This window comes from Pseudomonas sp. TZ252, from assembly GCF_056110345.1.
This window is the reverse complement of record NZ_CM148566.1, coordinates 4,905,526-4,930,099: the sequence shown is the minus strand read 5'-3', so window position 1 is coordinate 4,930,099 and position 24,574 is coordinate 4,905,526. Positions and strand designations below refer to the sequence as shown.

23 protein-coding genes are annotated in these 24,574 nt (G+C 66.3%); 7 read left to right on the top strand and 16 right to left on the bottom strand.

The window, feature by feature from the left end; translation table 11 throughout:
* Nucleotides 1-11: 11 nt before the first annotated feature.
* Nucleotides 12-368: a 6-carboxytetrahydropterin synthase QueD gene (queD, locus tag ACYAF3_RS23040; RefSeq protein ID WP_003090505.1), complete on the top strand. Its 357-nt coding sequence runs from the start codon at nt 12-14 to the stop codon at nt 366-368.
* Between the two features lie 307 nt (nt 369-675).
* Nucleotides 676-1,029, top strand: a complete 354-nt coding sequence (mvaU, locus tag ACYAF3_RS23035; RefSeq protein WP_003090506.1) for a histone-like nucleoid-structuring protein MvaU — start codon at nt 676-678, stop codon at nt 1,027-1,029.
* 74 nt (nt 1,030-1,103) lie between these two features.
* Here the strand turns inward: mvaU and ACYAF3_RS23030 are convergent, their stop codons facing one another.
* The 12 genes from ACYAF3_RS23030 to ACYAF3_RS22975 form a co-directional block, all read right to left on the bottom strand.
* Entirely contained in the window at nt 1,104-1,400 is a 297-nt protein-coding gene (locus ACYAF3_RS23030; RefSeq protein WP_003097713.1) for a VF_A0006 family four-cysteine protein, read from the bottom strand.
* 263 nt (nt 1,401-1,663) lie between these two features.
* Nucleotides 1,664-2,248 (bottom strand): GspMb/PilO family protein, encoded by a 585-nt coding sequence (locus ACYAF3_RS23025; RefSeq protein ID WP_003097715.1) that lies wholly within the window; start codon nt 2,246-2,248, stop codon nt 1,664-1,666.
* Entirely contained in the window at nt 2,248-2,631 is a 384-nt protein-coding gene (locus ACYAF3_RS23020) for a hypothetical protein (RefSeq protein ID WP_024099895.1), read from the bottom strand. The genes ACYAF3_RS23025 and ACYAF3_RS23020 overlap by 1 nt, the downstream gene beginning before the upstream one ends.
* Nucleotides 2,632-3,277: 646 nt before the next feature.
* The gene (locus tag ACYAF3_RS23015) at nt 3,278-4,357 is read right to left on the bottom strand and encodes a type II secretion system minor pseudopilin (protein WP_003160453.1); all 1,080 of its coding nucleotides are present in this window, start codon (nt 4,355-4,357) and stop codon (nt 3,278-3,280) included.
* The gene (locus ACYAF3_RS23010; protein WP_003119954.1) at nt 4,347-4,937 is read right to left on the bottom strand and encodes a PulJ/GspJ family protein; all 591 of its coding nucleotides are present in this window, start codon (nt 4,935-4,937) and stop codon (nt 4,347-4,349) included. Before ACYAF3_RS23010 ends, ACYAF3_RS23015 begins: the two co-directional genes overlap by 11 nt.
* On the bottom strand, nt 4,934-5,359 hold the full coding sequence (locus tag ACYAF3_RS23005; RefSeq protein WP_003116709.1) for a PulJ/GspJ family protein: 426 nt from the start codon (nt 5,357-5,359) through the stop codon (nt 4,934-4,936). Before ACYAF3_RS23005 ends, ACYAF3_RS23010 begins: the two co-directional genes overlap by 4 nt.
* Nucleotides 5,359-5,769 carry a prepilin-type N-terminal cleavage/methylation domain-containing protein gene (locus ACYAF3_RS23000; RefSeq protein ID WP_128669702.1) on the bottom strand — a complete coding sequence of 137 codons (411 nt, stop codon included), beginning with the start codon at nt 5,767-5,769 and terminating at the stop codon, nt 5,359-5,361. Before ACYAF3_RS23000 ends, ACYAF3_RS23005 begins: the two co-directional genes overlap by 1 nt.
* Nucleotides 5,738-6,172, bottom strand: coding sequence for a type II secretion system major pseudopilin GspG (gene gspG, locus ACYAF3_RS22995; protein ID WP_003110089.1), 435 nt, complete (start codon nt 6,170-6,172; stop codon nt 5,738-5,740). The genes ACYAF3_RS23000 and gspG overlap by 32 nt, the downstream gene beginning before the upstream one ends.
* A gap of 53 nt (nt 6,173-6,225) precedes the next feature.
* Nucleotides 6,226-7,413, bottom strand: a complete 1,188-nt coding sequence (locus tag ACYAF3_RS22990; RefSeq protein WP_003097729.1) for a type II secretion system F family protein — start codon at nt 7,411-7,413, stop codon at nt 6,226-6,228.
* A gap of 4 nt (nt 7,414-7,417) precedes the next feature.
* Nucleotides 7,418-9,145, bottom strand: coding sequence for a GspE/PulE family protein (locus ACYAF3_RS22985; protein WP_105579342.1), 1,728 nt, complete (start codon nt 9,143-9,145; stop codon nt 7,418-7,420).
* Nucleotides 9,135-9,938, bottom strand: a complete 804-nt coding sequence (locus ACYAF3_RS22980) for an ABC transporter permease (protein ID WP_003097732.1) — start codon at nt 9,936-9,938, stop codon at nt 9,135-9,137. Before ACYAF3_RS22980 ends, ACYAF3_RS22985 begins: the two co-directional genes overlap by 11 nt.
* Nucleotides 9,939-10,529: 591 nt before the next feature.
* Complete coding sequence (locus ACYAF3_RS22975) at nt 10,530-11,282, bottom strand: class I SAM-dependent methyltransferase (protein WP_016562021.1); 753 nt, start codon at nt 11,280-11,282, stop codon at nt 10,530-10,532.
* Nucleotides 11,283-11,507: 225 nt separating this feature from the next.
* Between ACYAF3_RS22975 and ACYAF3_RS22970 the strand changes: the two genes are divergently transcribed.
* From ACYAF3_RS22970 to ACYAF3_RS22960, 3 genes are all read left to right on the top strand, one after another.
* Nucleotides 11,508-12,482, top strand: coding sequence for a quinone oxidoreductase family protein (locus ACYAF3_RS22970; protein ID WP_003097735.1), 975 nt, complete (start codon nt 11,508-11,510; stop codon nt 12,480-12,482).
* Nucleotides 12,483-12,504: 22 nt separating this feature from the next.
* Nucleotides 12,505-13,434 (top strand): LysR family transcriptional regulator, encoded by a 930-nt coding sequence (locus ACYAF3_RS22965; RefSeq protein WP_003160458.1) that lies wholly within the window; start codon nt 12,505-12,507, stop codon nt 13,432-13,434.
* Between the two features lie 182 nt (nt 13,435-13,616).
* Complete coding sequence (locus ACYAF3_RS22960) at nt 13,617-14,858, top strand: dienelactone hydrolase family protein (RefSeq protein WP_016562022.1); 1,242 nt, start codon at nt 13,617-13,619, stop codon at nt 14,856-14,858.
* A 7-nt stretch (nt 14,859-14,865) separates the two neighbouring features.
* Here the strand turns inward: ACYAF3_RS22960 and ACYAF3_RS22955 are convergent, their stop codons facing one another.
* From ACYAF3_RS22955 to ACYAF3_RS22940, 4 genes are all read right to left on the bottom strand, one after another.
* A complete protein-coding gene (locus tag ACYAF3_RS22955; RefSeq protein WP_105579341.1) occupies nt 14,866-15,828 on the bottom strand; it encodes a threo-3-hydroxy-L-aspartate ammonia-lyase in 963 nt (320 codons plus the stop codon).
* Between the two features lie 162 nt (nt 15,829-15,990).
* Nucleotides 15,991-16,182: a hypothetical protein gene (locus ACYAF3_RS22950; protein ID WP_003090543.1), complete on the bottom strand. Its 192-nt coding sequence runs from the start codon at nt 16,180-16,182 to the stop codon at nt 15,991-15,993.
* Nucleotides 16,179-20,132 (bottom strand): type VI secretion system effector Tse5, encoded by a 3,954-nt coding sequence (gene tse5 / locus ACYAF3_RS22945; protein ID WP_017001979.1) that lies wholly within the window; start codon nt 20,130-20,132, stop codon nt 16,179-16,181. Before tse5 ends, ACYAF3_RS22950 begins: the two co-directional genes overlap by 4 nt.
* Nucleotides 20,133-20,181: 49 nt before the next feature.
* Nucleotides 20,182-22,251 carry a type VI secretion system tip protein TssI/VgrG gene (locus tag ACYAF3_RS22940; protein WP_003158481.1) on the bottom strand — a complete coding sequence of 690 codons (2,070 nt, stop codon included), beginning with the start codon at nt 22,249-22,251 and terminating at the stop codon, nt 20,182-20,184.
* A 265-nt stretch (nt 22,252-22,516) separates the two neighbouring features.
* Here ACYAF3_RS22940 and ACYAF3_RS22935 point away from each other — a divergent pair, with 265 nt between their 5' ends.
* Complete coding sequence (locus tag ACYAF3_RS22935) at nt 22,517-23,233, top strand: response regulator transcription factor (RefSeq protein ID WP_003101494.1); 717 nt, start codon at nt 22,517-22,519, stop codon at nt 23,231-23,233.
* Nucleotides 23,233-24,573, top strand: a complete 1,341-nt coding sequence (pfeS, locus tag ACYAF3_RS22930; RefSeq protein WP_096067435.1) for a two-component system sensor histidine kinase PfeS — start codon at nt 23,233-23,235, stop codon at nt 24,571-24,573. The genes ACYAF3_RS22935 and pfeS overlap by 1 nt, the downstream gene beginning before the upstream one ends.
* The last annotated feature ends 1 nt before the right edge of the window (nt 24,574 follow it).

Sequence of the window (24,574 nt, the reverse complement as noted above, 5' to 3'; positions counted from 1 at the left end):
AGCGCACTACAGTGGAACTCTTCAAAGAATTCACCTTCGAATCTGCCCATCGCCTGCCCCACGTCCCCGAAGGCCACAAATGCGGGCGCCTGCACGGCCACTCGTTCCGTGTCGCCATCCACATCGAAGGCGAGGTCGATCCGCATACCGGCTGGATCCGCGACTTCGCGGAAATCAAGGCGATCTTCAAGCCGATCTACGAGCAACTCGACCACAATTATCTGAACGATATTCCAGGCCTGGAAAACCCCACCAGCGAAAACCTCTGCCGCTGGATCTGGCAACAACTCAAGCCGCTGTTGCCGGAACTCTCCAAGGTCCGCGTCCACGAAACTTGCACCAGCGGTTGCGAATATCGGGGCGATTGATTCGCCCGACTCTCCCCTGGCGCTTCGCCATCTGCTCTAAAACGGGCCTCCACACAACGGGCCCGTTCTGCCGTCTCTCTCCCATGGGTTGTACGAAGCATTATCCCCACGGACATAAAGGTTTCATATTCTTCCGGGAAACATCCGGCAAGCTGTCCCTACAGTCCGTTAGTCAATAAAACCGTGCAACTATATTGTTCTTCCAGTAGATAAAGACTTATCCTTTGCCGCGGACACGGAAAGTCCGTAAAGCCACTATAAATGCACCAAAACCCAGCACCATATTTTTAGAACGGGAGTGAAACGAATGTCCAAACTTGCCGAGTTCCGCGAGGCAGAGCGCAAACTTCAGGAGCAACTGGCCCTGCTGGAAAAGCTGAAAAGCGACAGCAGCCTGAAGCAGGAACTGGAATTCAAGGACAAGTTGCAGGCGTTGATGGACAAGTACGGCATGACCCTGCACAACATCATCGCCATCCTCGACCCCAAGGCTCCGGTCACCGTCAGCGCCGCTCCGCAGCGCCGTGCCCGCGCCCTGAAGGTCTACAAGAACCCGAACAACGGTGAAGTCGTCGAAACCAAGGGCGGCAACCACAAGGTTCTGAAAGCCTGGAAAGAACAGTACGGTTCCGAAACCGTCGAATCCTGGCTGCAACGCTAAGCCGGTTTTCCCGACGGCATCCTGCCGATGCCGTCGGAAACCCCACTGGCTACTTTCGCTCCCTCCTCGCCAGATCAATTCTGCGACTTCGATTCGCAAGCGCTCCTGATCTTCTGCGCCGCCAGGTTGTTCTCCACCCCCGGCAGGTTCTCCAGCAGACACTCGTAATAAGCCTTTTCCCGCGACAGCAGGAAGGAGCCGTCGTTATACAACTTGTCGCAGGCCTGGGTGATGAAGTGAACCGCCACCCCGCTCTTCGCCGTGCGTTGGTAGTCGAGTATGCATTGGTCGTAGTCCTTGTCGTCGGCGAGAGCGGAAAGCGGGAATAACAGCAGCAGGGGCAGCAGGAACTTCATGGCAATGGTATCCATGGGAAAGTTGTGCTCCAGCATGGACGAGCCGGCTCGGAGTGCCAAGCCGACCATGAAGTAAAATTTTGCACTTGTTTACAGGCCGGACCAGACTGGCCGTTCTTCGCTGCGCGAATGCGACAATGGCGGGCCGGAGAGCCGAATCGCAGGCGTCCCGAGCGGATTCGGTTTCCCGGCCGCCTGGCGGCAACTCGCTCCATCGAAGGGCACCGCCCTCCGCCGAACTCTTCCAGCAAACGGGTGCTGCCCGATCCACATCCGCTTCAATAGGCCGCTACGAACAGGAACGACAATTGTAGATTGAGCATGGGCGACAACATATTGTTCAGTTCCAGAAACTCCACCGATACTTGCCGCTGCTCCGCTTCTATATCCTGCAACAACCGACTGAACGAGGCTGGCTGCAACTGCCCGCGAACCTGGGCCTCGATACGCGCGATCGTCCCTTGCTTCTCGAAGCCGCGAGGAAGCAGTACGCTCACTTCCGCGTCAGGGACGCCCGCCAGGCGAACCCGCTCGGTCAGCCAGGCCTGCACATCGGCCCTCGCCTGCGACGCATTCGGCGCCTGCCAGAAGCGCTCTCGCTGAAGGTTCAGTACCTGCTCCGCCTGCATCGCCCGCTCCGGCCAGGCGGTCTGCCGGGAAACGTCCTGGAGCTTGAGCCATTCCCCGGCCAGACGACGATATTCCTCCCCTCGTTCCTCCCTCCAATCCATGCTGAGCATGACCAGATGCACAACCAGCAGCAGGCACAGGCTCCAGATGGCCATGCGCAAGAGTGGTTTTTCCTGCCATTGTCGTTGCAGGTTCCGCCCCTGGAACTGCAGTGATCGCTGGAAGTCCGACATCAGGCACCCTCCCCCGGCGTACGCAGGACCAGGCTCAGCGATAGCCCCTCGCTCTGCGAAGGTTCCACCCTGACATCTTCGAAACTCCCCGACTCCATGAAACGCCTCACATAGAGACGCGGGTCGACACTGTCGGTGGCAATCCGCAACTCCAGCTCGGAGCCTCGATAGCGCCAGGCGAGCAACCGACTGTCCTTCGGCAACAGTTCCGCTACCTGTCCCAGCAGCGCCACCTGCGAGCGATGCTGCAAAGCGCGCCCCAGCTCCGTGGCCATCCGATTGGTCTGCAAGGCCTGGTTGCGTGCGCTGAGGATCGGCGAGACCTGGCCGCTCAGCTGGTCGTACTGCGTTCGCAGCGCACGCTCGGCCCACCACCAGGACAAACCTTCCCCCAGATTGAATCCGCATCCCAGCAACAGGGTGGCTATGAGCCCATGCGGCAACCAACGCTCCCATCGCAGCAGCGTTGCTTCCGCCGCCGGAACGGCCCAGGGACGGCCCAGTGACTCTCCAGGCTCGGCAACCAGGCTCTCCGGGATGCGTATTCCCGCCAGCCCCCGGAGCAACCGAACCCATTGTTCTGGCTGGGGTGGGCTGGGAAAGAAATGGCTCAGGACAAGGCAGTCATCTCTCCAGACCTGGAGATCCAGCCCGGAGCGAACCCGAAGCAGCCGAACCGTCTCGCCTTCCGCGATCGACCGAGGGGGAGCCTGCAGCAGGGATTCGGGGATACAGCGATAACGCCGAGGTTGGTCGACGCAGTCTTCGGCAACGGCCTCCCGGACCTCCTCATCCCAGAACCAGACCAGAGCATGGCCACCCCGCCAGGCTACGTAATGGCCTGCGCGGCGAAAAGGCGCCAGGGCGGCAAGCTTCAACGCCAGTGCCTGATACCGGTCAGAGCGCGGCACATGATTGAGATCGAGACAGCGATAGACACACCACGCCCGATCCACGATCCACTGCGCTGGGGCGCGCCGCGCCAACCCTGTACCTCTACGTACCCACTCAAGCTGCGCCCGGCCATCCTTACCACGGCCTTGCCACAAGCGGGGCGGCAAGAACCCCGGGGGCGATATCGGGATGCAACGGAGGATTCGAGTAGCGATCATTTATCTTCACGGACCTCTTCGAGAGAAGCTGCCAGGGTGGCAGCAGGCGGTGCTCTGAGTTGAAGCGGACCTCGTATTCCGTCCCCTGCTCGGCTCCTGGCGGGTAGAGCCGAATCGACAGGACCGGACTGGCCAGGCGCGCCCATCCATCCTCGGGAACCAGCCTCGCATGACCCCCGAGGACGTCATGCAGGTCCGACATCCGGGTGAACGGACGCTGCCAGCGGGCTTGCAGCAGTCGGCCGACAGCGTCCTCCGGTAGTCCCCAGGCAAGAGACAGGATTCGGGCATCCGCGGTGTTGATGTTCAGCGCCGCCTCGTCCGCCGCGACCAGATCGCGCCAACCGGCGTCGAGCAAATGCGCTTCCCAGGGGCGCCAGGCCTCCAGCCGGAAGACTTCCATCACCGAGCGCAACGGACGGCGCCGGGCCTGGCCCGGAGAGGACCTGTCGCTGGCTTGCGCGGCACTACCCAGTCGTGGAGCGGCGCCGGGATAGAGATAGCTGAACCATTGGGCGACCATGACCTGCACCTGCTCGGCGGGAACCCCCAACCCCGCCAGCAGCCTGGACAGTACCCGCGGATCGATGCCGGAAAGACTGAGGCGCGCGGAGCGATCGAGCAGCGCAACGCACCAGCCATTGGCCATGCAGAACTCCCGGCCATCCAGAGGCAGCTCCCCGCCAATGGGCAGGATCGAAGTGTCCATGTCCACCTTGCTCGGCGCGGCGCCAGCATTTCCCGGTACGCTCAGGCCCGCGACGGTATAGCGCTGGGTAGCCACCAGCCATTGGACCCGCGCCAGCAAGGCATGCTCCTCCAGCTCACGAAGCAGCGCCTTGCGCCGGTTTTCCGTGGCATCCAGCGAGCGCCCGACCCAGAGTACAGCGGCACTGGCCAGCAGGGTCATGATGGCCAGGAACCAGACCACTCCGACCAGAACGAAGCCAGACGAGCGGGCAGACGCCGCATGTCGGCGTGCGCCATCAGAAATCATGTTCGGCGGGCCTCGCTCTGGGCAGTACGACCGCGACAAGGACAAACAGGCGCTCCTCGGGAGCCGCCAGTGCCATCGCCTCGGGAAGGGTATCGGCCAGTTGCGCGCTCGGCGGCCAGTCCCGGTGCCACTGGCCGTGACCGTCCAGATAGCGGAAGCGAGCTTCGCCGCGCAGATGCAGGAGGGGCCAGCGACTGTCCTCCAGCCTTCGCACATAGATCAACTCGGTCCGGTCCTCTCCTGCCCGCCGCTCAAGCCGGAAGGCCAAGGGCGTCGGGATGCCCGCACGGCGATCCAGGGCCGCGGCAGACATGGCCTCGAAACTGAGTTCGTCCCCTCGCAGACGCCAGCGGACCTCGCCAGCCTCGGGAGCGACCAGGTTCTCCACCGCATCACGGAACCAATCGAAGGTCAGCGCCCGGACCTGTCCGCGCCCCAGGCTCTGGTGCAAGGACTGGTTGGCCTTGCTGGCATAGCTCAACCCTTGCATGAGCAACGTGCCGATGAAGGAAACGACCAGCAGCACCACGATCATCTCGAGCAGGGTGAATGCACCCTGTTTTCGTCGCGAGCGGATCATGGTCCATCACCCAGTCGCGCTGGGATGACCACGTACCCGGGAAGCTCCAGTTGCAGCGTCTGCGGCGTTCCATCGCCGGCCCGGATGCTGGCGACGACCCTGAACAAGGTCACGTCGTAGATGCCCGGACTGCCGCTATGGCGGCCCACCGCCGCTTTCGACGCGGACAGCGGCGAACTTCGCCACTCCAGCCGGTAATGCCCCAGCCGGGCCCTGCCTGCGGGTTCGAGCGCAGGGTTCATGCGCTCCAGATAAGCCATCGCCACCCGGGCCGTCTCGATGCGCAGCTCGGCCGCCTCGACCCGCTGCATGCTCCGAAAGGCACTGTTGAGCCAGGCGAATAGCGCACCGCCGACCACTGCCAGGAGCGTCAGCGCAACCACCGCCTCCAGGAGCGTGAAGCCTTCCTGCCGCGCCGGCATCAGCGGATCGTCCCGGGCGCGCAGAGGGGTGGCTGAAGCAGCAGCGTATGTGTCGCGCGCCCATGATGGACCTGCAACTTTCCGCCCAGGCAAACTCCGTTTGCCATGTAACGTATCGGCGGCCGAGCAGTAACCGTCCAGCCATCGGGCAGTCGCAGCAACTGCTCGGGAACCGCCCCGCTCTCACCAATGAGCAGCTCCCGCCCATCGCTGCGCACGCGATAGCCCAAGGTCTGCAATTGATTGAACGGATCGTCCAGCGCGGTCCTGCGCGCCCAGGTCTCCTGCATCCTCACCAGGCCGGGCAACGCCACCGCAGCAATGGCCCCGACGATCACCAGCACCACCAGCAGTTCGAGCAAGGTGAACGCGGCCTGGTCAACGTTTGGGCGCGTAACCGACATCGGCATCCAGGCCTTTCCCACCGGGCTGCCCATCCGCGCCCTGACTGTAGAGAGTGAAGGGTTGTTCGGCACTCGGCCTGTCGCTGTACAGGTAAGGCCGGTTCCAGGGGTCCAGCGGTACGCCGCCCTCGAGGTAGGGCCCGTGCCAGAAGGCCCCGAGACGTTCATCGGAAGGCGGCGTGTTGAGTAGCGCCAGGCCTTCTTCTTCGGTCGGCAGCCGGCCGATGTCCAGGCGCATGGTGAGCAACGCGCCCTTGAGCATCTTCACCTGGGTATCCGCCGTCTGCGCCTTCGCCTTGTCGGCCTGATTGAACAGTCGCGGCCCGACGAGCCCCATCAGCATGCCGATAATCACCAACACCACAATCATCTCGAGCAGGGTGAAGCCCTGTTGTGCAGCTCTGTTCATACGGTTTCCACTTCACGTCTCATCCAACCAGCCGCGGCATCGATACCCGGCATTCAAAGCACCATGTCGTTGGCGCTGGTAATCGCCAGTACCACGCCGGTAATGATCAGGCCGAACACAGAGCCGATCAGCAGGATCGCCAAAGGCTCGATCAGTACCAGGGCCTTTTTCATTCGCGCCTGCCCGGCCTCTCCATAGAGCGTCGCCAGGCTCTGCAGCATCTCCGCGAGCTGCCCGGAAGCCTCTCCAACCCGCACCAGGCTCGAACCGATGGACGTGACCGCCTGGCGCTCCTCCAACGCTGCCGACAAGGCGATGCCGGCCCGCACATCCTGGGTGACTCGCTCCAGGGTCCGGCGCTGCCGGGCAATGCGGACGCCAGCGGCGGAAAGCAGCAGGGCCTCCACCAGCGGCACACGATTTCCCAGCAGGGTTCCAAGCACCTTCGACCATTGCGCTATTTCCGCCTGCATCAACCATTCCCCGACTACGGGCAGGCGCACCAACTGGTCGAGCGCATGGGCGCGGAGCGCCGGATTGCGCAGCGCCACGGCGATGCCGCCAGCAAGCAGCAGGACGGCGAACGCCAGCAAGCCGGAACTCTCGTTGCTCCATACCCCGATGCTCAGCACTGCCCAGGCAAGCCACGGGAGCTGGGCAGTCTCGTTCAGGAGATTGGCGAATTTCGGAACGACGAAGACGAACAGGGTCGCCACGGCGAGCACCCCGCTGAGCACCAGAATCGCAGGGTAGATCAGCGCCCCTTGCAACTCGGCGCGGGTTCGCCGTTCGTATTCCATCTGCGTGGCACAGTCCCTCAAGGCTCCTGCGAGGTTTCCGGTCATCTCGCCGGCCGCCACCAGTTGATATACATAGCGCGGCAAGTCGAGGCCGGCGCTCTCCAGCACCACGGGAAAGGATTGCCCCTGGCGCAGGCCATTGGCCATCGCCTGCAGGGCGGTAATCAACTTCGGGTGGCGCGCGCCTCGCTCCTGAGCCTCCACCGCGTCGGCCATGCTCACTCCCGCCGCGAGCATGGTGGCCAGTTCGTGGATGGCCATGTTCAATTCCTCGGCCTTGAGCCGACGTCGCGAGCCCAGGTTGCGGCGTTTCACCTCCAGGCTGAGCGGGGTGAGCCCCTGGCGCTGCAACTGCCGCAGCGCATCCTGGCGCGTGGGGAGGCAGAGTTCGCCACGAACGCGCCTGCCCTTGCGATCGACGGCCTGGTAGATGAAATTCATGGGCTTAGCCGCTGGTCACGCGATGCACCTCGTCAAGACTGGTCATACCCAACCAGGCCTTGATCAAGCCATCTTCACGCAGATTGCGCTGTCCCTGGCTGGCGGCAAGCCGATGCATCTGTTCGAGGGAAGCTCTCTGCACGATCAGGTCGCGCATCTCGGAAGACAGATCGACGAGTTCGTAGATGCCCACACGGCCGCTGTAGCCGGTACCTTCGCAGCGGCCGCAGCCTCGCGCCACGCGCCATTGCGCTGCCTGCCCCGGGAACAGCCGCGCGGTGGCCGCCTGGGTCGCTGCCAGATCGGCCGCAGCAAGGGTTGGCTCGCAAGGTTCCGCGCAGTGGGCGCACAACCTGCGCACCAGTCGCTGGGCCTGGACACCGCGCACCGGCGAAGCCACCAGGAAGGGTTCCACGCCCATGTCGATCAAACGCGTGAAGGCGCTCACCGCATCGTTGGTATGCAGGGTCGAAAGCACCAGGTGACCGGTGAGCGAGGACTGTACGGCGATCTCCGCCGTCTCCAGGTCGCGTATCTCCCCGATCATGATCACATCGGGATCCTGCCGCAGGATCGAGCGCAAGGCGGCAGCGAAGGTCAGGCCGATGTCGGCATGGACCTGGACCTGGGTGATATTGGGCACCTGGTATTCCACGGGATCTTCCACGCTGATGAGCTTGCGCACGCCATCATTGATTTCCTCCAGCGCGCCATAGAGCGTGGTGGACTTGCCCGATCCGGTGGGGCCGGTCACCAGGATGATGCCGTGGGGTTCCGATACCCATGCACGCATCCTCCGCAAGTGGTCCGGGAGCATCCCGAGCCGGTCCAGGCGCAACCCCTCGCGCTCCTTCGGCAACAGGCGCATGACCACCGATTCGCCATGCACCCCTGGCAAGGTGGAGACCCGCACGTCGAGCTCCGTACCGCTGACCCGGATGCTCATGCGTCCATCCTGCGGCAACCGTCGCTCCGCGATGTCGATGGCGGAGATCAGCTTGATCCGCGAGACGACCGCCGCGAATCGCTCGCGGGGAAGGCTCAGTTGGTCGTGCAGGACGCCGTCGACGCGGAAGCGGATACGGAAGTCGAACTCCCGGGGTTCGATGTGAATATCCGAAGAACGCTTTTCCATGGCCTGGCTCATCACGTTGTTGACGAGTTCGACTACCGGCGCCTCCTCCGCCAACTCCCGCAGGTAGCGGATGTCTTCGCTGCCGTAGGCGTGCCGATCCGCACCTTGCCGGGCCAGGTCCAGGGAGTGCTCCAACCAGCCGTCCAGATCCTGGGAGCGGCACAGCACTGCTTGAATCGAGCGCTCCGGATAGAAATAGCCCAGGGTTTCGCGTATCGAAGGAGATAACGGATCACGCGCCGCGAACAGCAGTTGCTCGCCCTCCTCCCAGACCACCAGTTGCTCTTCGACGAACCAGTCGGTATTGATCGGGGTACTGAGCAGGAATGCGGCGATGGACTCTTCGCTCGGCTTCCGCAGGTCGTCCCCCACCAGCGGCAACCGCAGTTGCTCCGCCAGCACCTGCATGAGGGTATTTTCCGAGATGGCTCCGGAACGCACGAAAATGCCTCCCAGACGGCCGCCAAGCCGGCGTTGCAGGTCGAGCGCCCGCTCGAGTTCCTGGCCGCTCACCAACCCGCGTTCGAGCAAACGCTGCCCCAGCGGTATCCACTCGGCCGTCATCTGCGGGCCCGGGGAAACGGCCTCAGAGGACATCTGCAAAACCTTCCTGAACCCGACGGAACCAGAGGAAGCCCGATGAACAGACCAGCAGAGACGCAACGCAATAAACGCTGAAGACCCCAAGGGTCGGATAGGGAGCATCGAAAAGGATCGCCCTGACCATTTCCACCGGGATCGTCAGCGGATTGAGGTACAGGTAGGGCTGCATTACCGGTGGCAAGGATGACAGCGGATAGAACACCGGGCTGATGAATAGCAGAAGCACCAGGAGAAACTGGACGAACTGCCCTATGTCGCGAACATAGACCCCGAGTCCCGCGAGGAACCACGCCAGCCCCGTCACGCAGAGCAGGAAGGGGAGCAGGGCAAGCGGTAGCAGAACCAGTTGCCAGCCTGGCTCGACGCCGCTGAAGAGAAGAAAGATACAGAGCACCAGGTAGCCGAGCATGGCGTTGAAGAAAGCGGCCAGCAGCGGTGTGAGGGGGAGTATCTCCAGGGGAAAAACCAGCTTCTTCACGTAGTTGGCGTTGGCCTGGATGATAGTCGGGGCCCTGGACAGGCTTTCAGCGAGGATCCCGTTCAGCAGGAGTCCGGAAAACAGGGTCAAGGCGAAGGAGAGCGTGCTCTGGCTTCCACCCCAGCGCGACTTCAGCACGAAGCCGAAGACAAACGTATAGATCAGCAAGAGCAGGAACGGCGAGACGATGATCCAGATGCGGCCCAACATGGCGTCGCGATAACGCAGTTCGACCTCGCGCCGGGTCATGACCAGCAGGAGCCTGATGCGACTGGCGAGACTGGCCGGTACCAAGAGGGAACCACTCACAGAAAAACTCTCCACGGCGAAGAAGAACAGAACCCGCTAACCATGAAGGATCGAAGCGAGCGGGGCCATCAGCCCCCACTACTTCTGGCGTAAGGTTTTTCTGATTCAAGAAGAGCCTTCAGAAGGCCGGAGCAAGCCGGCACTCTCGCCAACTCGATCTCCCATCGGCTCCGTACCTGCTGGAAAGCACGTGGGTAACCCCGACAATGGCAACGGCTCTCAAGGTGAGGGGCCGGACTGCGCGGAGTGCACCCTCGATTCAGCAGCCAGCGGCAGGGAAACCGGGACGAAAGCAAGACTCATCCTGCAATCGGGGCGATTTCTTCATAGCGCTGGAAAACCTCGCTCAGTGAAACGAAAGCACGCACTGAGCGCCCCGTACGCCAGGAACTGGCAACCTGCACGCCGACCCGGCCTGGGGCGGCATGGCGAGTTCGACGAATACGACTCGGCGCACCACCTGCCCCCTGTGCCCGCGCTCAAGCGACGCCGCGGCTGCCAGGGGGTTGCAGCGACCTGCGTAGACGGCAGGCGGACGCGATCGGCGCTCTCCCCGCCGTCATGGTTGAGTTTCGGATTGCGTCCGATGGCTCAGCGGATCACCCCGGCGCGCACCGTCAGCGGCCAACTGACCCGATAGCGCGTCTGCGGGTCGCCCCAGGCTTCGCGCAGCTCATCGACGAACGCGGCGCCCGGATCCTGGCCAAGGGCCTTGCCGGCCTCCTTCACCGCCGACCAGGTACCGACATAGCCCAGCAGTTCGTCCAGGGTCCAGGCCACCTCGATGGCCAGGTCCGGCAGGCGACGCTCCTCGAAGGGGAACGGCAGACTGCGGTAGCCCTCCTCCACGTGGCGCCGCTCGGCAGGCCAGTAGGGGCCGACGACCTGGTGGTAGAAGTGCTGGACCAGCGGTTCCATGGGTCCGTCGACATGCAATACGCCATAGGTAACCAGGGCCAGGATGGCGTCCGCGCGGGCCACACGCCGGACTTCCTCGTAGAAGCGCGGCAGCTCCAGCCAGTGGGCGGCCTGGGCGACCGTCACCAGGTCGGCGCTGGCCGCCGCCAGTCCGCTGTCCTCGGCCAGGGCCACGCGATACTCGACCCGCTCGCGAGCCTGCGCCTTGTCGATCTGCGCGGCGCTGGCGTCGGTACCGACCACCCGTTCGAAACGCTCGGCCAACAGCACCGTGAGCTGTCCGGTGCCGCAGCCGCAGTCCAGGGCCAGGCGGGTGCCGGGGCAGAGCGCGGCCAGCTCGTCGACCAACTGCGCCGGGTAGGTCGGACGATGTGCGGCGTAGTTCGCCGAACCCGTGGAGAAATGATCCTTGAAAGGTGCCGTCATGGGACTCTCCCGAAATGATCCCGGCGACCACAGGGACCATGGCCGTCCAGGCTGCCGCCTTACACTAGGCGAATCCTGTCGATACGGAAACACGACTTTCGGTCACCTTGGAGCACCGTCTCACTACTGCATGCGGTGCAGCAATCAACTGCAAAGAACCTACCTGGTCATCCCCGGATGCTTCATTAGACTGCCGGAACGACGAACGCAGCCAAGGAGACCGCCATGCCCAGTCGCATCACCCTCAACGCAAACGGAGGCCCCGAGGTCCTGCGCCTGGAGCAAGTCCAGGCGCAGCAACCGGGCCCCGGCGAGGTCTGGCTGGAGCAGGCCGCCATCGGCGTCAATCCGCTGGACCTCGGCCAGCGCTCGGGAGCGGTACCGATTCCGCTGCCGTCCGGCCTCGGCCTGGAAGGCGCCGGAGTGGTCGCCGCGCTGGGTCCGGGAGTCTCCGGACTGGCGCCGGGCGACCGCGTCGCCTATGCCACCGGCCCGCTGGGCGCCTATGCCAGCGCCCGGCTCTACCCCGCCGAGCGCTTGCTGAAGCTGCCCGACACACTCGCTTTCGAGGACGCGGCGGCGCTGCTGTTCAAGGGCATCACCGCGCACTACCTGCTGCACGCCACCTACCCCGTCGGGCCCGGCACACGCATCCTGCTGTACGGCGCGGCGGGCGCCGTCGGCCAGTTGATGGCGGCCTGGGCCCGGCACCTGGGCGCCTGGGTGATCGGCGTGGTGTCGAAGGCGGAAAGCGTCGAGCGGGCCAGGGCTGCCGGCTGCGACGAGGTGCTGGTGTTCGACGCGGCCAGTCTCGCCGCCCAGGTCGCCGAGCTGACCGCCGGGCGCAAGGTCGATGTGGTCTACGACCCCATCGGTCGCGCTACCTTCGAGGCATCCCTGAACAGCTTGCGTCCGCGCGGCCTGCTGGTGTCCTTCGGCGCTACCTCCGGCGTGCCGCCAGCCGTCGAAGTCGCCACCCTCAACGCCAAGGGTTCGCTGTTCCTCACCCGTCCCTCGCTCGCCGCCCACACCGCCAACCCGGAGGAATACCGGCTACGCGCGCAGGCTGTGCTGCGCGCCCATGCAGACGGTGTCATCCAGCCCCGGGTCTGGCGGCGCTACCCGCTGGCCGAGGCGGCCGTGGCGCATACCGATCTGCTGGAGGGACGCTCGCAAGGCGCGCTGGTACTCTTGCCCTGACCCACCCGCAAGAGGCGCATGCATGCAACCGTTCGACAGCCGGCAGGCCGATGAAGTCGCCACGCTCCTGGCCCTGGCCGAGCACGGTTCGTTCGCCGCCGCCGGCCGCGCCCTGCAACGACATCCCTCGGTGCTCTCGAAGCGGCTCGGCGCACTGGAGCGTCGCCTCGGCATCCGCCTGGTCGAACGCACCACCCGGCAACTGCGCTTCACCGATGAAGGCGAGCGCCTGGCGAGCCGCTTCCGCCAGGCCGTCGACCTGCTCGACGAGGCCGAGCACGAAGCCAGCCTGGGCGCCGCGCAACTGCGCGGACGCCTGCGCATCGCCCTGCCGTCGGCGATGGGCCGGCTCTGGCTCGGTCCGCTGCTGGCGGAGTTCGCCCTGGCGCATCCGCAGGTGGTGCTGGAAACCGACTATTCGGAGCGCTTCGTCGACATCATCGCGGAAGGCTTCGACCTCGCGATCCGGGTCGGCGAACTGGCCGACAGCCGCCTGGTGGCCAGGCGGCTGTGCGCCCATCGGCGCATCCTCGGTGCCGCTCCCGACTACCTGGAGCGGCATGGGGTACCGCGTATCCCGGCCGACCTGGCGGCACACAACTGCCTCGGCTTCAGCGGACTGCACTCGTACCCGGAATGGAAGCTGACCCGCCAGGACGAACAGCAGCCCGTGCGGGTACGCGGCTCGATGGTCAGCAACGACAACGAGGCCCTGCTCTGCGCCGCACGCCAGGGCCTGGGTATCTTCGCCGCCGGCGAGTGGCTGATGAGCCGCGACCTCGAAGCCGGCAGGCTGGTACGGGTGCTGCCGGAGTGGCAACTGGACGCCGACGCCGGCGTCTACCTGGTGCGCCCCTCGGCGCGCTACGCCACGGCAGCGGCCAGCGCGTTCCGCCAATGGGTGGAAGCGCGGTTCGCCGCTGGCCCGCCCTGGCAGCGCCAGCGGGCCTGAGCGGTATCCGCGAGCGGCTCGCCGAGGAGCGCGCCGCCTCCCGCCCCTCGCTCCCGGACAATCCGGATACCCTCCCGCCAGCATGCGGATAGCCAATGACCCGCCGACCGGTTCCTACTAGGCTGGTTCGCTTCGCTTTCCCGTTTTCCCACTCCAACAACAACCCGATGAGGAATCCAGGCATGGGACAGTACGTCAGCATCGCCGCGTCCGACGGCAGCGGCCGGTTCGACGCGTATCTCGCGCTCCCCGCCAGCGGCAAGGGGCCGGGCGTGGTGATCGGTCAGGAAATCTTCGGCGTCAACGCGAACATGCGCGCGGTGGCCGACCTGTACGCCGAAGAGGGCTACGTGGCCCTGGTCCCCGACCTGTTCTGGCGGCTGCAGCCGGGGGTCGACCTGGGCTACGACGAAGCGGCCTTCGCCAAGGCCATCGAGCTGTTCCAGCGCATCGATCTGGACGCCGCGGTGGACGACATCGCCGCCTGTATCGAGCACCTGCGCCAACGCAAGGAGGTGGTCCACGCCGGGATCGGCTTCGTCGGCTTCTGCATGGGCGGCAAGCTGGCCTACCTCGCCGCGACGCGCACCGACGTCTCCTGCTCGGTGGGCTACTACGGCATGGGCATCGAGGCGCTGCTCGACGAGGCGAAACAGATCAAGGGCCGGCTGGTGCTGCATTTCGCCGAACAGGACGCCTACTGCCCGCAGCAGGCCCGCGACGCGATCCTGCCCTGCCTGCGCAACCTGCCCAAGACCGAGTTGTACCTCTACCCCGGCGTCGATCACGCCTTCGCCCGCGTCGGCGGCATGCACTTCGACAAACCGGCCTACCTGATGGCTCACGAACGCAGCATCGCCGCCCTGAAGCGGGAGATCGGGCCGAACTTCGACCTCTCCGCGCTGTGGGACGAGCATGTGCGCCACGAGTTCGATACCCGCGACGTCGCCGCGACCATGGCGACCATGGTCGCCGAGCCCTACGTCAACCATGTCCCGACCCTCACCGGCGGCGTCGGCCAGCGCGAACTGAGCCGCTTCTACCGCCATCACTTCATCCACGGCAACCCGCCGGACATGACCCTCACGCCGATTTCGCGGACGGTGGGGGCGCTGCAGGTGGTCGACGAGTTCGTCATGCGCTTCACCCACAGCTGCGAGATCGACTGGCTGCTGCCCGGCGTCCCACCCACCGGGCGCTTCGTGGAAATCCCCATGCTCGGCGTGGTGCGCTTTCGCGGCGACCGCCTTTACCACGAGCACATCTATTGGGACCAGGCCGGCGTGCTGGTGCAGATCGGCCTGCTCGACCCGCAGGGCCTGCCGGTCGCGGGGGTGGAAAGCGCGCGCAAGCTGCTCGACGAAAGCCTGCCGTCGAACCGCCTGATGGCGCGCTGGGCAGCCAGCGAAGGACTCGGCCTCTAGCGGCCGGCTAGCCGCCGAGCAAGGCGCAGAAACGCGTCAGGTCGACGTTACCGCCGCTGAGCAGGATCCCGACCCGCTTGCCGCGCAATTCGTCCTTGCGCTGGCGGGCGGCGGCCAGGCCGAGGCAACCGGTGGGCTCGACCAGCAGCTTCATCCGCGCGGCGAGGAAGCGCATGCCATCCACCAGTTCGGCGTCGCTGGCGGTGAGGATGTCATCGACGTTGCGCTGGATCAGCGGGAAGGTGAGATTGCCCAAATGCTGGGTCTGGGCGCCATCGGCGAGGGTCTGCGGCGTATCGATATGCACGATGGCGCCGCTGCGCAGCGAACGCTGGCCATCGTTGCCGGCCTCCGGCTCCACCCCGTAGATCCGGCAGGCCGGCGCCAGCGCGCGGATCGCCAGGGCGCAGCCGGAGAGCAAGCCGCCGCCGCCGAGGGGCGCGAAGAAAGCGTCCAGCGGACCGACTTCTTCGAACAGTTCCTTGGCCGCGGTGCCCTGCCCGGCCAGCACGTCGGGGTGATCGTAGGGCGGGATCAGGGTCAGGCCATGGCGCTGCGCCAGGTCGCGGCCGATCTGCTCGCGATCTTCCGTATAGCGGTCATAGAGCACTACCTGCCCGCCGTAGCCACGGGTCGCCTCGATCTTCACCGCCGGCGCGTCGGCCGGCATCACGATGGTCGCCGGGATCCCCAGCAAGCGCGCCGAGAGGGCGATGGCCTGGGCGTGGTTGCCGGAGGAGAACGCCACCACCCCGGCGGCACGCTGCTCGGCGGAAAACCGCGACAGCGCGTTGAAGGCGCCGCGGAACTTGAACGCTCCCATGCGCTGCAGGTTTTCGCATTTGAAGAAGACTTCCGCGCCGAGTTCTTCGTCGAGGGTACGCGAGGACATCACCGGCGTGCGGTTGGCATGCCCGGCGATCCGCGCGGCGGCGGCGATCACATCGTCGTAGGTAGGCAGGTCGTGCATGGTCGGCTCCTCGGACCTTGGCAAAGAAGACAGGCAGGTCGCCAGGTTACCAGGCGAACGCCGCCAGCAGCGCCTGCGCGACAGCATCGGCGGCGGAAGACTGGCGGAGCCATTGACGAAGAGGCCCTGCATGGGTCGATGCTCCGGGATGCCGGGTCGGCCTCACTCGTCCAGGTAGCCGTCCCTGATGCCCTTCGAGCGGCGGTAGAGGTAGAGCCCGAGGCGCAGCACGACGAGCACGCCGAAGAACACCCCGACGGTCACCCAGGTGTTGCCGAAGAACCATTCCAGGCAGACGTAGAGCAACGCCAGCGGTATGCAGACGAGGGTCATCAGCAGGTAATGCTTGATCATTGCGGCGGGCACTCCTCTTCTTCGTCCTTCAGCGGGCATTTGACGATCTGCTTGCCCGTCTGCCAGGCGGCCTGGGTGGCCACGGCCTTCTTGATGGTATCGGCATGGGCGGCCTTGCGCGCGGCCAGCTTGGCCGCGCGGTTGGCGGTGTTGGCCGCCTGTCCGGAAAGGGTCCTGATCGCCTTGGCGGACTGCACCACGGTCTTGCCGGTGCTGAGCATGCCCGGCGCCACGGTGCCGATGGCCGCCGAGGCGCCGACGTGTTTCCAGTTGATGTCGATGCACTTCCACTTGATATCGGTGAGGTCGCGATCGCTGTCCCAGTTGTCCTTCATCTGCCCCAGCACCTGCTTGCCGGTCTGCATCCCCAGCTCGATGCCGGCGCCCAGCGCCGCTCCGATCGCGGCGCGGGCGGCGAAGGCGCCGATCACCACCAGCGGGATGATCAGGCCGGTGGGATCGTAGGCCAGCGTGGGCGCGTTCAGCGCGTAGGCATAGGGGTTGGGGCCACCGCCCAGGCCGAGCGGGTCCTGGCTGGCATAGCGCCCGGCTTCCGGCAGGTAGTAACGGTAGCGGTTGTAGTAGAGGCCGCTTTCCTCATCGTGGTACTGCCCCTGGAAGCGGATCGGCTGCGCACCCGGCTGTCGTTCCGGCGCTACCGCCCGCCAGTCGTCCGGAACGCCCTGCCAACGCAGTTGGCCACGTTCGTCGCTCAGCTGCAGGGGGGTACCGAGGTGATCGGTGTGGAAGAAAGCGATCCGCGCCTCGCCCAGCGCCGGCACGCATTGCGCCGGCAGCGGCTGGCCTTCGGCGGCGAACGCCTGGCGCAGTTGCAGCAGCTCCGGGGGATCGGGCTCACAGGCCTGCTCCAGGCGCAGCAACGGGACGAAACCGCCCGGTTCGTGAACGGTGGTGCGCAGTTCCCGCGCAAAGGCTTCGGCGCATTGGCGATCGCCGTCCCAGCCGAAGCGCACCTGCTGCTCGACACCGTCGCGCAGCACCACCTTGGCGATCCGTCGCGACAGCGCGTCGTAGCGGTAGCGCGCCTCCAGCCGCGTGCCGTCGGCGTAATCGCGCGTCAGATGGACCAGGCGCTGCGCGCCGTCGTAGGCCAGGCGCAGGCGCTCGCCGTCGGCGCCGATACGCTCGACCAGGTTGCCCAGCGCATCGAAGCGATAGCGGTTGCCGGCGATCCTCTCCACGCGGTTGCCGGCCCAGCGCGCCGGGCCTTCGCCGGCCTGGCTCGCGCGCGCCTCGGAGCGACTGAAACCGGAGCGGTACAGTTCGTTCTCGGCGAATGCCTGGCGAGCGTCCTCGCGCGCGTACTCGCCGACGCCCTCCAGGCGGTTGCCGGCGGCATCGTAGCGGTAGGTGCTGGCCGCCGCGCCAGCGCGCCGGCTGGCCAGCAGGCGACCGCCGAGGTCGTATTCGTAGCGCACCGACGGATACTGGTTGTCGTCGATGCCGACCAGTTGTCCAAGTCCGTCGTAGCGATAGCCGCGCTGCCAGTCGAAACCGCCGGCCAGACGCAGGCGGCTGCGCTGCAGGCGTCCCAGCGGCGCGTGCTGGCGCTCCTGGGTGAACAACGCGTCATCCTGCCCGTCGCGGCGGGCGTCGCGACGCACCTCACGGTGCAGGGCATCGCGCTCGAAGGCCAGCTCGACCGCACCGACCAGCGCGCCGTGCAGATGACCCGGGCCATAGGTCAGCCAGGCGACCGGCGGCGCGTCGCCGTAGCGGCTGGTCTGGCGCACGCCTAGCGCGTCGTGGCTGTGCTCGACGCTGTAGACCCAACCGTCGGCATGTACCTGGCTTTCCAGGCGCAGGTTACCGACCTCGTCGTACGTGTAGCGCACCTCGCAATCCGCCCCGCCGGCGCTGGCCAGGCGGCCGTCGGCCAACCAGCGGTAACGCTCGACCAGGGCCGGTGCGTGCTCGGTGGCGGGAACCCGGATGCTCGCCAGGCGGCCGTCGCGGTCGTAGGCATAGGTGGTCTCGCGACCGTCGGCATCCTCGCGGGCGATCAGTTCGTCAGCGGCGTTGTAGCGATAGCGTTGGCGACGACCGTCGAAGCCGGTCTCTTCCACCAGACGGTCCAGCAGGTCGTAGCGGAACTGCGCCTGGACGCCGTTCTCGTTGGTCAGGGCGACCAGCCTGCCGGCTTCGTCGTGCAGGTAGGACAATTCGCCGCCGCCGGCGTCGGAAACCCGCGCCAGCAGATCGCCGTGCCCCCAGGAAAACAGCGTGGCGTGCCCCTCGGCATCGGCGATACGGATCTGCCGCCCAAGGGCGTCGTATTCATAGCTCAGGGCGCTGCCGTCGGCCAATTCCAGGCCGATCAGTTGCCCCAGCGGGTCGTAGCGGCGCCGGGTCAGTTGTCCCAGCGGGTCGCTGCTGGCGACCAAACGTCCTTCGTTGTCGTAGTCGTAACGCCAGACCTGGCCGGAACAATCGGTCAACGCGGCCAACAGGCCGAAGCGGTTCCACTCCAGGCGCCGCTCGCCGCCGCGCGGGTCGACGATTCGCGTCGGCCGGTCGGGCAGGCGCGGGTCTTCGTAGGCGTAGCGGGTGCTGCCGGCCGGGCCGCGCACCGTCGTCGCATTGCCCCGTTCGTCGCGCTCGAAGGTCCAGCGGCGCTGCATCGCGTCCTCCAGCTCGACCAGCAGCCCGGTCTCTTCGTCGACGCGCTTGCGATAGCGCGCCTTGCCCGGCGACTCCTCCTCGAGCATCCGCCCCTGGCCATCGCGCCGGCGCCGCGTCTCCCGTCCCAGCGGATCGCGCATGGCGACCAGGCGGCCGAACAGGTCGTAGTCGAACTCGCTACGGCTGCCGTCGGCCCTGACCAGCGCGGTCCAGCGCCGCTGCCCGCCCTCGCCGGCGAACTCGTAGCGTTCGACGCGGCCGAGGCTGTCGCTGACCTCGGTGGCATCGCGCAGGTAGCGGAAGGTACGGGTCAGGCCGCCCGCCTCGATCTGCTTCACGACCCGCCCGTGCGGAGCATGGACATCCCACTCGTAGCGAACCTCCAGCCCGCCCGGTTCGCCGTGGGCGACCAGCATGTGCTCGCGCCAGGCGAATACCCGGACCACCTGGCCAAGACGGTCGCGCACGGCGATCAGATCGCCGCTGTCGCTGAACTGGTAGCGCACCAGCCAGTCGAGCCCCGGGCTCTGCGGATCGATGTAGTCCGGAGGCGGTCCGTCGTGGCTGGCCAGGATCACGCCGAACAGACGCAGGCCGTCGTCGCCCTCGCTCGGCTCGCAGGCTTGCTGGTAGACCAGCGCATAGCTGCGCCCGGCGCTGTCGCGCACGCCGGTGAGCAGGCCACGTCCGCTCCAGCGGAACTCGGTGCGGTAGCCGGCGCGGCCGAAGCTGGCCTGCAGGCGCCAGATACCGTCGGGGCAACGCTGGAAATGCAGGTAGCTGTGGCCGGACAGCACCAGCACGGAGCCCTCCTGCGTCTGCAGTTCGGCCGGCACCGCCGCCCAGCGCCCGCGCCAGGCCTGCGCTTCGCCGCCGCTCGAACCGCCGCGGCGCAGCCACAGCTCCTCGCTGCCGGAATAATGCTGGGCGCCGGGAGCCAGCGCAGGAAAGCCGATCCGGCGGCCCTGGGCGTCGACCAGCACGCAGGCGTCTTCGCTCAGTTCCAGGTGCATGCTCTCGCCCGGCAGCCACCAGCCCCGGCCGAGCCGGCCGATACGGGGGTTGCTCGACAGGTAGCCACGGGCGAAGGTGAAGGTGTCCGGCGCCGCCAGGGCGAAATCGACCTCTTCCGGCAGCAGCTTGCTGCCGAGCATCGGGTTGACCGGCTTGCCCACCAACGGCACGCAGGCGGACACCCGGTCGGCCAGGCCGACCGCGCTGCTGCCGACGTGCACGGTGGGCGAGCCGGTGGAGATAACCCCTCCCGAGACTTTCTCGCCGACATGGGAAACCGGTAGGCCGCTCATCTATCCATCCTTCCTTGGGAAAAGCCGCGACAGGACATCCGCCCGCCGCTCAACAGTTGATATCGACATTGGGCGAGAGGATCTCGATCTCCCCCGGCGTCAGGCGGATCGTGCTCTGGCCGCAGCGCAAGAGGATCTCGCGGTCGGCGGTCAGCTCGATGCGCTGGCTGCCGAGGGTGATGCTCTGACCGTCCAGGGTGATCTTAGAGCCATCGTCGCTGCCGCCCACGCTCACTTCGTAGCTATCGCCCACCGACAAGGTCTTCTTCTTCATCACCTGGGTGCTCTGGTTCAGCCCGACCACGGTGTTCATCATCATGCCGACGTTCAGGCTGTAGCCGAGCCCGACGTTTTCCATGCGCCCCATGCCGACGTTCTGCAACGAGGCCATGAGGATGGTTTCCGTCTTGTTCATGCCGATCCTGACCGTCTCGTTGCGGTCGACCGTCTTGCTGCGGTTGGCATGCACGGTGATGGTCTCGTTGTTGTCCACGGTCTCGGTGCGATCGTGCTTCACATGCACCGTCTCGTCGTGGTCGATGGTCTTGGTCCGGTCGTGGCCGACCCAGTGGGTCTCGTCGTTCTCGACCTCGATGTCCTGGTTCCTCTCGGCATGGATGAACAACTGCTCGGCGCCCTTCTTGTCCTCCATGCGGATCTCGTTGAAGTTGGCCGGCGTGCCGCCCTTGCTCGAACGGCTCTTGGTGCCGCTCTGGGTAGCGTTCGCCGGCAGCTCGTAGGGCACCGTCTGCTCGGCGTTGTAGACCCGCCCGGTGATGATCGGCCGGTCCGGGTCGCCTTCGAGGAAGCTGACGATCACTTCCTGGCCGATCCGCGGGATCTGGATCGAGCCCCAGTTCTTCCCGGCCCAGGCCTGCGAGACGCGCATCCAGCAGGAGCTGTTCTCGTTGGACTGGTCGTGGCGGTCCCAGTGGAAATGCACCTTGACCCGGCCATACTGGTCGGTCCAGATCTCCTCGCCCTTGGGCCCGACCACCACCGCGGTCTGCGGGCCGCGCACCACCGGCACCGGGGTCGACGGCAAGGGGCGGAAAGCCTGGCCGGCGTCGATACAGTCCAGCTCGCTCTCGAACTGCGCGCCGCCCCCGCCATTACCGGTCTCGTAGAGTTCCTGGACTACCCGGTACTCGGCGCCAACCACCAGGTATTCGCGGTTCTGGTCCAGGCGCGGGTAGTTGCTCAGGTGGAACAGATGGCCCGCCCCGATACCCCTGGCGCATCCCCGCAGGCGAACTCGCTCGTACTGGGTCTGGATCGCCTCGATGCGGGTCCGTGCATAGTGTTCGCCGTCCTGACTCTGCACATACTCGCCAGGGTAGTCGTAGAGCGGGTAGTCGGCCGCGGCATGGGCGCGCCCGACATTGGAGCGCACTTCCAGGCGGGTGCCGGGACGCTGGAAGTCGTAGTCGTTGAGGCTCAGCGAGCCGGGCTGGACCTCGCGCGCCATGTGCCAGTCGAAGAAGTGGTCGCGCTCGCGATGGCCGAGGCTCGGCGGGTAATAGGGCACGCTGGTGTAGCCGGCCGGGCTGTGGTGCGCGCCGTAGGCATCGGAGAGCACCAGGATGTGGCGCTTCTTTTCGTGGCGGAACCAGTAGTAGATGCCTTCCTGCTCCATCAGCCGGCTGACGAAATCGAAGCTGGTCTCGCGGTATTGCACACAGTATTCCCACTCGCGGTAGGAGCGGCTCAGGGCGTCCTCGAAGTCGGAGAAGCCAAGGTCGCGGAACACCTGCTTGATGATGTCCGGGACCTTCTGGTTCTGGAAGATGCGGCAGTCGGAGGTGCGCGTCAGCAGCCACAGCCAGGGCCGCAGGGTGACCTGGTAGCTGGCGAACTGGCCGGCGCCGGCGCCCTGGCTACAGCGCGCGACGATGCCGTGGAAATACCGCCGGCTGCCGCCGGGGAGTTCCAGCGCGAGGCTCATCGGCTTGCCCAACAGGGCATCCAGAGGCAAGGCGGGATTGCTCGAGACCAGTTCGAGCTCGTGGCTGAACAGCCGGCCCAGCTCTTCGCGACCCTCCAGCCGTTGCAGTTGCAGGACCTCGGGTCCCAGCGGGGAGTCCACGTGTACCAGGCGGGTGTGTTGGGAGAACAGCATGGGGAATCTTCCTTGATAGTCACCTGCGGCGGGCGGCCCGAACAACGCGCCAGCAGCGCGCCAGATGATCGTACAACCCAGTGCCGTCGCGAAAGGCTGGCCAATAGCCACGACACTCCTGCCCGCCTCCTGCGGACCCGCCGACCCTAAGCCAGAACCAAAGCCGAAGCAACGACGGCTTTGTCGAAAAGTATTTCCGCTCCGAGCACGCTGCGGCGCATTGGCCCATTGCCCGATACCCGGCAAAAATGAGATATTCACGAACGTGAATCATTCTCATATTTCAATCCCATCTCCCCGCCTGCTGCTGGTCGAAGACGACCCGCGCCTACGCGAGGATCTCGACGCGCATTTCCGCCGGCGCGGCTTCCGCGTAACCGTCTGCGGCGATGGCTCGCACGGACTGGAAGCCGCCGGGCGCGAAGCGTTCGACCTGGTGTTGCTGGACATCATGCTACCCGGCCTCGACGGCCTGGCGCTGCTGGAGTCGCTGCGCCGCGAGCAGGCCACGCCGGTGATGCTGATGTCGGCCCTGGGCGCCGAACAGGATCGCATCAGCGGCTTCACCCGCGGCGCCGACGACTACCTGCCGAAGCCGTTCAGCCTGGCCGAGCTGGATGCCCGCACCGACGCCCTGCTGCGCCGCGTACGACTGGACCGCCTGCCGTCGGCGCAGCGGCGGGATACCCGGCTGGTGTTCGACGACCAGGCCCAGGATGTGCTCCATCAGGGCCTTCCGGCGGGGCTGACGCCATCCGAGTACCGCCTCCTGGCGACGCTCCGCGAACACGCTGGCGAGGCGCTGAGCAAGCCGTTCCTCTACCGGAGCGTGCTGCACCGCAGCTACACGCGCCTCGACCGCGGTCTCGACGTGCACGTCTGCAACCTGCGGCGCAAACTCGCCGCGGTCGCCGTCCGTCACCTGCAGATCCAGGCGGTACGCGGCCAGGGCTACCTGCTGGTGGAGACGGAACACCCCTGATGCGCAGGCACCCGCTGTTATGGAAACTGGCGCTGCTGCAGGTCGGCTTCTGCCTGCTGCTGACCTGGCTGATCTACACCTGGGGCCTGTCGGTGGAGCGCAGCACCTACTTCCTCGCCCCGGCCGACCGCAGCTACCTGGCGGACTACGCGCGGCAGGCGGAGGATGCCTGGCGCAGCGAGGGTGCCGCGGGCGCCGAACGCTTCCGCAAGGAACTGTCGGCGAAGGAAGATACCTGGGTGGCGCTGGTCGGACCGCACCTGGAAAGCCTCGGCAGCACGCCGCTAAGCGCCGAGGAGTCGAGCCACCTGACCTTCATGCGCAAGCTCGACTGGCCGATGAGCCGGCGCCTGCAGGACGAACTGCCGTACGTCAGCATCGAGTTCCCCGGACATCCCGAGCAGGGCCGGCTGGTAATCCAGTTACCGGAGCGCCTGCTGCCCGGCGGGCTGACCCCCTGGACCCACCTGGTCACCCACGGCATAGTCCCGACCCTGCTGGCCGCCCTGCTCGGCCTGCTGCTCTATCGCCACCTGGTGGTGCCGCTGAACCGCTTGCGCGATCGCGCCGACGCCCTGCGCGCCGACGAACTGGAAAGCACTCCCCTCGCCGCACCGCTGGCGGCCCGCCGCGACGAACTGGGCGAGCTGGCCCAGGCCCTGGAGCACATGGCCGAGCGCCTGCGCCTGAGTCTCGCCCAGCAGCGCCTGCTGCTGCGCACCCTGTCCCACGAACTGCGCACGCCGCTGGCGCGCCTGCGCATCGCCCACGACAGCGAGCTACCGCCGGAACAGTTGCGCCAGCGCCTGGATCGCGAAATCGGCGACATGCAACGACTGCTGGAAGACACCCTCGACCTCGCCTGGATGGACACCGAGCGCCCGCAACTGCCCACCGAGCCGGTGCTGGCGCTGTCGGTGTGGGAAGCGCTGCGCGATGACGCCTGTTTCGAAAGCGGCTGGGACCCGGCGCGGCTACCCTGCCGCTTGGGCGTCGACTGTCGCGTCGAGGTACACCTGGACAGCCTGGCCCAGGCCATGGAAAACCTCCTGCGCAACGCCATCCGTCACTCGCCCGAGGACGGCACGGTCAGCCTCGACGGCGAGCGCGAGGGCGACTTCTGGCACCTGCGCCTGCAGGACCAGGGCCCTGGCGTGGCGGAAGACCAGTTGGAACGCATCTTCCTCCCCTACCAGCGCCTGGACGATAGCGCCAGCGAAGGTTTCGGCCTCGGCCTGGCGATCGCCCGGCGCGCCATCGAGCTACAGGGCGGCCGGCTCTGGGCCAGCAACGGCAAGCCCGGATTGTGCCTGCACCTGTGGCTGCCGGCGGCCGCCTGAG

Excerpts from the sequence above, each read along its gene's own strand:
- mvaU (WP_003090506.1), top strand. The coding sequence starts at position 676 with ATGTCCAAACTTGCCGAGTTCCGCGAGGCAGAGCGCAAACTTCAGGAG.
- ACYAF3_RS23030 (WP_003097713.1), bottom strand. The coding sequence starts at position 1,400 with ATGGATACCATTGCCATGAAGTTCCTGCTGCCCCTGCTGCTGTTATTC.
- ACYAF3_RS23025 (WP_003097715.1), bottom strand. The coding sequence starts at position 2,248 with ATGTCGGACTTCCAGCGATCACTGCAGTTCCAGGGGCGGAACCTGCAA.
- ACYAF3_RS23015 (WP_003160453.1), bottom strand. The coding sequence starts at position 4,357 with ATGATTTCTGATGGCGCACGCCGACATGCGGCGTCTGCCCGCTCGTCT.
- ACYAF3_RS23010 (WP_003119954.1), bottom strand. The coding sequence starts at position 4,937 with ATGATCCGCTCGCGACGAAAACAGGGTGCATTCACCCTGCTCGAGATG.
- ACYAF3_RS23005 (WP_003116709.1), bottom strand. The coding sequence starts at position 5,359 with ATGCCGGCGCGGCAGGAAGGCTTCACGCTCCTGGAGGCGGTGGTTGCG.
- ACYAF3_RS23000 (WP_128669702.1), bottom strand. The coding sequence starts at position 5,769 with ATGCCGATGTCGGTTACGCGCCCAAACGTTGACCAGGCCGCGTTCACC.
- gspG (WP_003110089.1), bottom strand. The coding sequence starts at position 6,172 with ATGAACAGAGCTGCACAACAGGGCTTCACCCTGCTCGAGATGATTGTG.
- ACYAF3_RS22990 (WP_003097729.1), bottom strand. The coding sequence starts at position 7,413 with ATGAATTTCATCTACCAGGCCGTCGATCGCAAGGGCAGGCGCGTTCGT.
- ACYAF3_RS22985 (WP_105579342.1), bottom strand. The coding sequence starts at position 9,145 with ATGTCCTCTGAGGCCGTTTCCCCGGGCCCGCAGATGACGGCCGAGTGG.
- ACYAF3_RS22975 (WP_016562021.1), bottom strand. The coding sequence starts at position 11,282 with ATGACGGCACCTTTCAAGGATCATTTCTCCACGGGTTCGGCGAACTAC.
- ACYAF3_RS22970 (WP_003097735.1), top strand. The coding sequence starts at position 11,508 with ATGCCCAGTCGCATCACCCTCAACGCAAACGGAGGCCCCGAGGTCCTG.
- ACYAF3_RS22965 (WP_003160458.1), top strand. The coding sequence starts at position 12,505 with ATGCAACCGTTCGACAGCCGGCAGGCCGATGAAGTCGCCACGCTCCTG.
- ACYAF3_RS22960 (WP_016562022.1), top strand. The coding sequence starts at position 13,617 with ATGGGACAGTACGTCAGCATCGCCGCGTCCGACGGCAGCGGCCGGTTC.
- ACYAF3_RS22955 (WP_105579341.1), bottom strand. The coding sequence starts at position 15,828 with ATGCACGACCTGCCTACCTACGACGATGTGATCGCCGCCGCCGCGCGG.
- ACYAF3_RS22950 (WP_003090543.1), bottom strand. The coding sequence starts at position 16,182 with ATGATCAAGCATTACCTGCTGATGACCCTCGTCTGCATACCGCTGGCG.
- tse5 (WP_017001979.1), bottom strand. The coding sequence starts at position 20,132 with ATGAGCGGCCTACCGGTTTCCCATGTCGGCGAGAAAGTCTCGGGAGGG.
- ACYAF3_RS22940 (WP_003158481.1), bottom strand. The coding sequence starts at position 22,251 with ATGCTGTTCTCCCAACACACCCGCCTGGTACACGTGGACTCCCCGCTG.
- pfeS (WP_096067435.1), top strand. The coding sequence starts at position 23,233 with ATGCGCAGGCACCCGCTGTTATGGAAACTGGCGCTGCTGCAGGTCGGC.